The organism is Candidatus Aquicultor sp., from assembly GCF_054640775.1.
Genome location: NZ_JBTSLF010000122.1, coordinates 1 through 7,785, shown reverse-complemented (window position 1 = coordinate 7,785; position 7,785 = coordinate 1). Strand labels below are relative to the sequence as shown.

15 protein-coding genes and 1 pseudogene are annotated in these 7,785 nt (G+C 50.4%); all 16 read right to left on the bottom strand.

Annotated features, from left to right (window positions below):
• Positions 1-142 precede the first annotated feature (142 nt).
• Positions 143-325, bottom strand: a complete 183-nt coding sequence (gene rpmD / locus ACYC56_RS10210) for a 50S ribosomal protein L30 (protein ID WP_461374076.1) — start codon at positions 323-325, stop codon at positions 143-145.
• A gap of 20 nt (positions 326-345) precedes the next feature.
• Positions 346-852 carry a 30S ribosomal protein S5 gene (rpsE, locus tag ACYC56_RS10205; RefSeq protein WP_461374075.1) on the bottom strand — a complete coding sequence of 169 codons (507 nt, stop codon included), beginning with the start codon at positions 850-852 and terminating at the stop codon, positions 346-348.
• 69 nt (positions 853-921) lie between these two features.
• A complete protein-coding gene (gene rplR / locus ACYC56_RS10200; protein ID WP_461374074.1) occupies positions 922-1,290 on the bottom strand; it encodes a 50S ribosomal protein L18 in 369 nt (122 codons plus the stop codon).
• A 32-nt stretch (positions 1,291-1,322) separates the two neighbouring features.
• Complete coding sequence (gene rplF / locus ACYC56_RS10195) at positions 1,323-1,859, bottom strand: 50S ribosomal protein L6 (protein ID WP_461374073.1); 537 nt, start codon at positions 1,857-1,859, stop codon at positions 1,323-1,325.
• A gap of 66 nt (positions 1,860-1,925) precedes the next feature.
• A complete protein-coding gene (gene rpsH / locus ACYC56_RS10190) occupies positions 1,926-2,324 on the bottom strand; it encodes a 30S ribosomal protein S8 (RefSeq protein WP_461374072.1) in 399 nt (132 codons plus the stop codon).
• 124 nt (positions 2,325-2,448) lie between these two features.
• Complete coding sequence (locus tag ACYC56_RS10185; protein WP_286678515.1) at positions 2,449-2,634, bottom strand: type Z 30S ribosomal protein S14; 186 nt, start codon at positions 2,632-2,634, stop codon at positions 2,449-2,451.
• Positions 2,635-2,653: 19 nt separating this feature from the next.
• The gene (rplE, locus tag ACYC56_RS10180) at positions 2,654-3,151 is read right to left on the bottom strand and encodes a 50S ribosomal protein L5 (protein WP_461374077.1); all 498 of its coding nucleotides are present in this window, start codon (positions 3,149-3,151) and stop codon (positions 2,654-2,656) included.
• 329 nt (positions 3,152-3,480) lie between these two features.
• Complete coding sequence (gene rplX / locus ACYC56_RS10175; RefSeq protein WP_461374071.1) at positions 3,481-3,807, bottom strand: 50S ribosomal protein L24; 327 nt, start codon at positions 3,805-3,807, stop codon at positions 3,481-3,483.
• Between the two features lie 14 nt (positions 3,808-3,821).
• Positions 3,822-4,190: a 50S ribosomal protein L14 gene (gene rplN / locus ACYC56_RS10170; protein ID WP_461374070.1), complete on the bottom strand. Its 369-nt coding sequence runs from the start codon at positions 4,188-4,190 to the stop codon at positions 3,822-3,824.
• Positions 4,191-4,226: 36 nt separating this feature from the next.
• Positions 4,227-4,484, bottom strand: a complete 258-nt coding sequence (gene rpsQ, locus ACYC56_RS10165) for a 30S ribosomal protein S17 (RefSeq protein ID WP_461374069.1) — start codon at positions 4,482-4,484, stop codon at positions 4,227-4,229.
• Between the two features lie 54 nt (positions 4,485-4,538).
• On the bottom strand, positions 4,539-4,748 hold the full coding sequence (rpmC, locus tag ACYC56_RS10160; RefSeq protein WP_461374068.1) for a 50S ribosomal protein L29: 210 nt from the start codon (positions 4,746-4,748) through the stop codon (positions 4,539-4,541).
• A 2-nt stretch (positions 4,749-4,750) separates the two neighbouring features.
• Positions 4,751-5,173, bottom strand: coding sequence for a 50S ribosomal protein L16 (gene rplP, locus ACYC56_RS10155; RefSeq protein WP_461374067.1), 423 nt, complete (start codon positions 5,171-5,173; stop codon positions 4,751-4,753).
• 12 nt (positions 5,174-5,185) lie between these two features.
• A pseudogene (gene rpsC, locus ACYC56_RS10150) lies at positions 5,186-5,911 on the bottom strand (30S ribosomal protein S3); the annotation flags it as partial.
• The gene (gene rplV, locus ACYC56_RS10145) at positions 5,912-6,277 is read right to left on the bottom strand and encodes a 50S ribosomal protein L22 (protein ID WP_461374066.1); all 366 of its coding nucleotides are present in this window, start codon (positions 6,275-6,277) and stop codon (positions 5,912-5,914) included.
• Positions 6,278-6,391: 114 nt separating this feature from the next.
• Positions 6,392-6,673 (bottom strand): 30S ribosomal protein S19, encoded by a 282-nt coding sequence (rpsS, locus tag ACYC56_RS10140; RefSeq protein WP_461374065.1) that lies wholly within the window; start codon positions 6,671-6,673, stop codon positions 6,392-6,394.
• A gap of 85 nt (positions 6,674-6,758) precedes the next feature.
• Positions 6,759-7,583 carry a 50S ribosomal protein L2 gene (gene rplB, locus ACYC56_RS10135; protein WP_461374064.1) on the bottom strand — a complete coding sequence of 275 codons (825 nt, stop codon included), beginning with the start codon at positions 7,581-7,583 and terminating at the stop codon, positions 6,759-6,761.
• Positions 7,584-7,785: the final 202 nt, after the last annotated feature.

Genomic DNA, 7,785 nt, shown 5'->3' with positions numbered 1-7,785 from the left:
TTCTTCAGCACCCGGAGCGGGTGACAGCTCGTGTAACCGCATTAATTCCGTCCTCCTTAAAATCCAAGCCTACATTATAACGCAGTCTTGTTAATTATAATGCATAATTAACTGAATGCTATAGGCCATGACGTGCGTCAAACTATCCGATTTCTTCTACTTCTACAAGATGGATGACCTTCTGAATCATACCGCGAATCTCAGGCTTATCCTCTTGCTCAACAACGTCTCGCATTCTTTTAAGGCCGAGCGCTCTTAAGGTCCTTTTTTGTTTCTCAATACGACCAATACCGCTTCTGACCTGGGTAATCTTAAGCTTAGCCAACGTGTTTTCCTCCCAGCCTGTTACTTGCCCATTATCTGTTCGACAGTTTTACCGCGAAGACGGGCAACATCTTCCGCTGTCTTAAGTGATTTCAAACCTGCAACAGTCGCCCTCAGCATATTGATCGGGTTCTGGCTGCCCAGGGATTTTGTTAAAATGTCCTGTATTCCGGCAAGCTCTAGAATCGCTCGAACAGGACCGCCCGCGATAACGCCGGTACCTTCTGAAGCCGGTTTTAGCAAGACGCGTCCTGCGCCGTACTCGCCCATGACCTCATGCGTGATAGTCGAACCGACAAGCGGAACATAAAACAGGTTTTTTTTGGCATCCTGGACGCCCTTCGAAATCGCAACCGGCACCTCGCCGCCTTTACCGAAGCCGATGCCGACGTGACCATTACGATCACCGACGACGACCAGCGCGCTCAAACTAAACCTGCGCCCGCCTTTGACGACTTTTGCAACCCTGTTGATATTTACTACTTTTTCCTCAAGCTCTAGCTCTTCCGGATTAATTCTCTTGCTCACACGTTTCCCCCTACTCCTCAAATCTATAAAGTACTAACCAAAGCATTTTATTTTCTAGCCTTATGCCATTTAAAACTTCAAGCCCGCCTCACGGGCTGCTTCTGCCACTGCTTTGACGCGACCGTGGTAGATAAACCCACCTCTATCAAAGACTATCTCACCGATTTTCTTCTCCGATGCTCTTTTAGCTATCAGGGAACCGACCTGCTTGGCCGCCTCGATATTTCCGCCCGCTCCGGTTTTTGATTTGATTTCGGAGTCAAGGCTCGATGCGCTGACCAGCGTTACGCCTTTAACATCATCGATGATCTGGGCATATATGTGATTGGTGCTTCGAAAAACAGACAAGCGGGGTTTCTCGGCTGTGCCGGATACTTTTTTACGCACCCTGCGGTGTCTTCTTAATCGAGCTATCCTTTCTTCCGCTGTTTTACCCATTGTATTCCTCCAAGACTTTCGTCCTTACCTGATTATTTTGCGGTCTTTCCGACTTTCCTTCTGATGTGCTCGCCTTCGTATTTGATCCCTTTGCCCTTATAGGGTTCCGGTGGACGAACGCTGCGGATGTTGGCAGCGATCTCACCTACGACCTGCTTGTTGGCGCCTTTGACGACTATCCTGTTGGGCGCCGGGACTTCAAACTCGATACCTTCCAGCTGTTTAATCGTGACAGGATGCGAGAAGCCCATGGCAAGCTCGAGATCATTGCCCTTTTTTATGGCCCTGTAACCTACGCCTACGATATCCAGGGTCTTCGAGAAACCATCGCTTACCCCAACTACCATATTGGATACAAGCGTCCTTACCAACCCATGAAGGGACCGGTGTAGCTTGCTATCTGACAGTCTTTGGACCACTATTTGATTCTCTTCTTGCGCGACCTTAATGCCGTACGGGATCTTCTCAGATAACTGGCCTTTGGGTCCTTTAACGAAAACCTCTGTCGGCTCTATAGTAACCTGTACACCCGCAGGCACATTAATCGGCATTTTACCAATTCTTGACACCTTTAACCTCCCGCTCTAGATACTAGAGACTAGAATTAATCTGGTCCCTGAATCTGGACCCTCTAACTACCATACGTATGCGAGAACTTCTCCGCCAAGGCCGGCTTTTTTGGCTTCGCGGCCCGTCATAAGACCTTTAGAGGTCGAGACAACCGCTATGCCGAGCCCGCCCAGTACACGCGGAATCTCATCTTTCTTTGCATAAATCCTTAGACCCGGTTTGCTGATCCTTTTAATACCGGTTATTGAGCGCTCACGATCCGGTCCGTAGTTCATCTTGATCCTGATTACGTTAAAACCATTCTCCTGAACTATCTGGTAATCTCTTATATAACCTTCACTCTTCAGTACCCTTGCGACCTCTTCTTTTATTCGTGAAGCAGGGACATCGACCGTCTCATGAAAGGCCCTGTTTGCATTCCGGACGCGGGTCAGCATATCTGCAATAGGGTCTGTCATTGTCATAATGCTTCCTCCTTATCAAACCGCTAGCTCTCTCGCCTCGGGTGTCTGGCTACTTCTTATGCAGCCCCCAATCACCCAAAATACGCCGCTAGCAGCTTCTAAACTAAATGCTACCTATTACTCTTTACCAACTAGCTTTTGTTACGCCCGGTATTTCGCCCCGGTGTGCGAGTTCCCTTAAACAAATACGGCACAGACCGAACTTGCGGAAGTATCCCCGCGGCCTACCGCACCTGGAACAGCGGTGGTACGCACGCGTTGCGTACTTGGGTTTGCGCTGTTGCTTTGCGATCATTGATTTCTTAGCCAATTGAACCCTCCATCTATATCTATCTCTCTCTAAACGGGAAGCCGAATCGCTTGAGCAGGTCGCGGCCTTCCTCGTCTGTTTTCGCTGTTGTTACGATCGTGACATCCATACCACGAATCTTGTCGACTTTGTCGTACTCTATTTCAGGGAATATAAGCTGCTCGGTTACGCCAAACGAGTAGTTGCCGCGGCCGTCGAACGACTTCGGCGACAGCCCTCTAAAGTCCCTAATCCTTGGAAGGGCCGTGGACAGTAGTCTGTCCAGAAACTCGTACATCCTGGCTCCCCGCAGCGTAACTTTCGTACCTACCGGCATGTTCTCGCGGAGTTTGAAACCCGCGATAGACTTCTTCGCCCTGCGAATAATCGGCTTTTGTCCGGTTATGATCTGTAAATCCTCAATTGCCGCATCGAGAGCTTTCGCGTTCTGAGTAGCCTCGCCCACACCCATGTTAAGAACGATCTTCTCGACCCTCGGGACCTGCATGGTGTTCGTATAATCGCGGTCCTTTAACATGGCGGGCCGAATTTCCTTAAAATACGTGTCTTTAAGCCTGGGATTTGCGCCGCCGTTTCCAGCTTTTGCCTTCCCGGCCTCAGCTTTCTTTTGCGTCTCTTTCTTCTCTTTAGTTTCTTTTTGCTCTTTTACTTCTTTTGTTTCTTTAGAGGCTTTTGGTTCCTTTGCCTCTTTGGCTTTCTTGCCTTTTTCTTCTGCCATTTGTACCTCTCTCCTAGTTACTGGTCACTGTTTCCAGCCTGTTGTCTCGTACGGTTCGGGCCGATTCCGACCGGCCCTAACCAGGCACGAGAAACGAGCTTCCGGTCACTAGTGCGTTCTCACTACCGTTACGCCTTATCGACGTCGCCTTGACAGCTCCGGCAGGTCCTAATTTTCTTACCGGTCTCTGCAACCCTGTGTCCAACTCTGGTCGGCTGTCCGCAACTCGGGCAGACCAGCTGCACGTTGGATACGTGTATCGGGGCTTCTCTTTCCTGGATTCCTCCCTGAGGAACCTTCTGGGTTGGCCTTGCGTGGCGTTTGATCATATGGATACCTTCCACGACAACCCTGTTCTTATCCGGTAACGCAAAGAGAACCTTGCCCTTTTTACCTTTGTCCTTGCCTGTTATGACCTGGACTCTATCGCCTTTTCTTATAGATAGTTTAGGCATCTCATTCTCTCCTTCTATAACACCTCTGGAGCCAGCGAGACAATCTTCATATAGTTCCTGTCTCTGAGCTCCCTGGCAACTGGACCAAAAATACGAGTTCCTCTTGGGTTCCCCTGGTCGTTGATTATAACAGCCGCGTTATCGTCAAATCTAACGTAAGAGCCGTCTTTCCGGCCGATCGACTTTTTCGTCCTGACAACTACCGCTTTAACAACATCGCCTTTTTTGACGGTACCCCCGGGAATCGCTTCCTTAACAGCGGCGACGATAGTGTCGCCGACTGAGCCATAGCGACGCCTCGAGCCACCCAAGACCCTGATGCAAAGGATTTCTCGCGCTCCAGTATTATCAGCAACTCTTAGTCTTGACTGCTGTTGGATCATCCTCGATTTCCTTCCTTCTTAAACAGCTAACGTTCACTATTTTGCTTTTTCTAAAATCTCGACCATCCGCCATCTTTTGGTCTTACTCAGCGGCCTGGTCTCCGCAATCTGGACGACATCGCCGGTCTTGGCCTCATTGGCCTCGTCATGCGCCTTAAACTTCGTCGTCTGCTTTATCGTCTTCTTGTAGAGTGGATGCCTTATGGTTGATTCGACGGCTACCGTAATGGTTTTGTTCATGCTGTCGCTGACAACCTTGCCAACTCTCGTCTTTCGACTTCCTCTCTCTTCCATCTAAACCCCCTTGTCTAGAAACTAGAAACTCATCTCTGGACCCTGCTCTAGCCTCTAGCTACTGGCTATTTTGACTTCGATCTCGCGTTCCCTTCGCACGGTTTGAATGCGTGCGATATCTTTTTTGATCTCTTTGATTCTTTTTGGATTATCAAGCTGTCCTGTAGCTAGCTGGAACCTCAGGTTAAACAGCTCCGCTTTCGCGTCCTTCATCTTTGACTCCAACTCGTCGTCGGTCAAATCTCTATATTTTTCAGCCTGCATGCCTATTCACCACCCAGCTCTTCTCGTGTGACAAACCTGCACTTGATAGGAAGTTTATGTATGGCCAGCCTCATCGCCTCTTTGGCGGTCGCCTCATCTACACCGGCGAGTTCAAACATTACCCTGCCCGGCTTTACAACTGCTACCCAGTGCTCCGGCGAACCTTTACCGGAACCCATACGGGTCTCGGCTGGTTTCTCGGTTACGGGCTTGTCTGGAAATATGTTGATCCAGACCTTACCGCCCCTCTTGATGTAACGGGTCATTGCAATACGAGCCGCCTCAATCTGACGGTTTGTTATCCAACCCGGCTCAAGAGCCTGAAGCCCATAATCGCCAAAATATATCTTGTCGCCGCCCTTGGCGCGGCCCTTCATTCTGCCTCTCATCTGTTTTCTATGTTTAACCCTTTTTGGTAAAAGCATATGTTACTACCTCCCTCTGCCGCCTGGAGCTTCTCTTCTCGGTTTTCTCGGTCGCTCCTGCCTTGGTCTCTCCGGCCTCTCGGTAACCACTTCGCGTGATGGAACACGCTGGCCAGGCAGGATATCGCCTTTATATATCCAGACCTTAACGCCGATACGGCCAAAGGTAGTAAGTGCTTCCGTAAAACCGTAATCGATATTAGCCCTCAGCGTATGCAACGGCACGCGCCCTTCACGATACCATTCGGTACGAGCCATCTCAGCCCCACCGAGTCGACCGGCGCATTGCACCTTAACGCCCTTGGCACCGCTCTTCATGGCCTGAGTAACAGCCTTTTTCATCGCACGCCTAAAGCCTACGCGGGCCTCAAGCTGCTCGGCAATGCTCTGCGACACAAGGGTGGAGTCAAGCTCCGGCCGCCGTACCTCTTCAATATTGATCTGGACCTGCTTACCGGTCAGTTTTTCGAGTTCCGAGCGCAAAATCTCTACTTCCGATCCACGCTTTCCGATAACGATTCCGGGCCTTGCCGTGTGGATATCGACCTTGACACGGTCGCCCGCGCGCTCGATTTCTATCCGTGATATAGCCGCGCGCGCGAGCTTCTTCTCAAGAAATCTTCTTATCTGTATATCCTCGAAGAGGATCTTATCGAAGCCCTTGCCGGCAAACCAGCGCGAGCGCCAGTTCTCAATGATACCGATCCTTAAGCCCCGGGGATGAACTTTCTGCCCCATTTAATCCTCCTTCTCCGTAACAACTACGGTAATATGACTTGTTCTTTTTCTGATTCTAAATGCGCGACCCTGGGCCCTCGGCCTTATCCTCTTTAGCGTCGGACCCTGATCCACATATGCTTCAGACACATACAGCCTGTTGCTGCTGATGTGCAGGTTCTTCTCGGCATTCGCGACCGCCGAATTCAGAACCTTGATTATCAATCTAGCAGCGGCTTTCGGCGTAAACTTTAACGCCGCGATAGCATCCTCGGCATCTTTGCCGCGGATCAGGTTGATAACCTGCTGTGCCTTTAACGGTGATATTTTTGCATATCTAGCAACGGCCCTTGTCGAAGCACCTGCATTCTCTGCCGTTTTAGCCATCTTTACCTCCTAATTAGCTTAAAGCTCTTGGCTCATAGCTTCTTGCTCATAGCTCATAGCATATCCGCTCTATCAGCTATGAGCTCTCGTCTATGAGCCGGATAGGTCTGAGGCCTACCTCAGCCTCGTCGACCTCTCCTGGCCTGCGTGGCCTCTAAATGTTCTCGTCGGTGCAAACTCTCCGAGCTTGTGACCGACCGTACTCTCTGTAATATAGACCGGTACATGTCGACGGCCATCGTGAACCGCTATCGTATGCCCTACCATCTCAGGAAAGATGGTCGATGCCCTTGACCAGGTCTTAACAACCCGTTTCTCGTTTCTCTTGTTCATCTCCTGGATTCTTCCAAGAAGCCTGAGCTCGACATATGGTCCCTTCTTCAGCGACCTTCCCACTGTTCAGCCTCCAATCCACACACATTATAGTTTGTTTAATAATCTCGAAACTAAAACTATCATTATCTCTTAGTAAGCCCGCGGTCTACCTCTTGCGCGGCTTAACGATATACTTGTCGGACTGCTTTGTGCCCCTGGTGCGATACCCCAATGTCGGTTTACCCCAAGGAGTTACCGGGTGCCGGCCCGGGGTCGCTTTACCCTCGCCACCGCCGTGCGGGTGATCTACCGGGTTCATAGCGGTACCGCGAACTGTCGGCCTTATCCCGAGCCAGCGACTGCGGCCCGCTTTTCCGACACTTATTAGCTCATGTTCGGCGTTACCGACCTGGCCGATGGACGCATAGCACTCCATAAACACCATGCGCACCTCACCCGACGGAAGCCTTAAGTGAGCGTAATTACCCTCTTTTGCCATCAGCTGGGCTGATGTGCCAGCTGAGCGCGCAAGCTGCCCGCCCTTGCCGGGTTTAAGCTCGATGTTGTGTATGATGGTGCCCAGAGGAATCCTTCTGATCGGCAGGGAGTTTCCTACCTTGATATCCGCATCCGGACCGGAAACTACAGTGTCTCCGACCTTTAAATTAAGCGGGGCGAGAATATATCTCTTCTCACCATCGGCATACACGATAAGAGCGATTCTTGCGGACCTGTTCGGGTCGTACTCGATCGCTTCAACCCTACCCGGAATGCCGAATTTATTGCGCTTAAAATCGATGATGCGATAGCGCCTCTTGTGGCCGCCGCCGATATGGCGGGTTGTAATACGGCCCTTGTTGTTGCGGCCGGATTTCTTGTTGAGCGGAGCCAACAGGCTCTTCTCCGGTTCCTTTTTCGTGATTTCTGCGAAATCGGAGACCGTCTGAAATCTTCTTCCAGCCGACGTAGGTTTAAATTTCTTGATTCCCATCTATTTCTTCTCCTTCATCTAGAGGCTACCTACTAGCCTCTCCGACATTTATCGCTCGTCGGTAGCATACTTTTCGAATTACGAATTTCGAATGTCGAATTGCGAATGATAAAACTTAAGACCAAACCATTAATTCGCAATTATCTAGCTTCGAATACTTCGATTCGCTCACCTTCGCGCAATGTCGCGACAGCCTTTTTCC

What these genes read in the sequence shown, in the direction of transcription:
- rplR (WP_461374074.1), bottom strand. Translation starts at nt 1,290, where the DNA reads ATGGGTAAAACAGCGGAAGAAAGGATAGCTCGATTAAGAAGACACCGC.
- rpsH (WP_461374072.1), bottom strand. Translation starts at nt 2,324, where the DNA reads ATGACAATGACAGACCCTATTGCAGATATGCTGACCCGCGTCCGGAAT.
- rplE (WP_461374077.1), bottom strand. Translation starts at nt 3,151, where the DNA reads ATGTTAAAGGACCGCGATTATACGAACACCATGCAGGTCCCGAGGGTC.
- rplX (WP_461374071.1), bottom strand. Translation starts at nt 3,807, where the DNA reads ATGCCTAAACTATCTATAAGAAAAGGCGATAGAGTCCAGGTCATAACA.
- rplN (WP_461374070.1), bottom strand. Translation starts at nt 4,190, where the DNA reads ATGATCCAACAGCAGTCAAGACTAAGAGTTGCTGATAATACTGGAGCG.
- rpsQ (WP_461374069.1), bottom strand. Translation starts at nt 4,484, where the DNA reads ATGGAAGAGAGAGGAAGTCGAAAGACGAGAGTTGGCAAGGTTGTCAGC.
- rpmC (WP_461374068.1), bottom strand. Translation starts at nt 4,748, where the DNA reads ATGCAGGCTGAAAAATATAGAGATTTGACCGACGACGAGTTGGAGTCA.
- rplP (WP_461374067.1), bottom strand. Translation starts at nt 5,173, where the DNA reads ATGCTTTTACCAAAAAGGGTTAAACATAGAAAACAGATGAGAGGCAGA.
- rplV (WP_461374066.1), bottom strand. Translation starts at nt 6,277, where the DNA reads ATGGCTAAAACGGCAGAGAATGCAGGTGCTTCGACAAGGGCCGTTGCT.
- rplB (WP_461374064.1), bottom strand. Translation starts at nt 7,583, where the DNA reads ATGGGAATCAAGAAATTTAAACCTACGTCGGCTGGAAGAAGATTTCAG.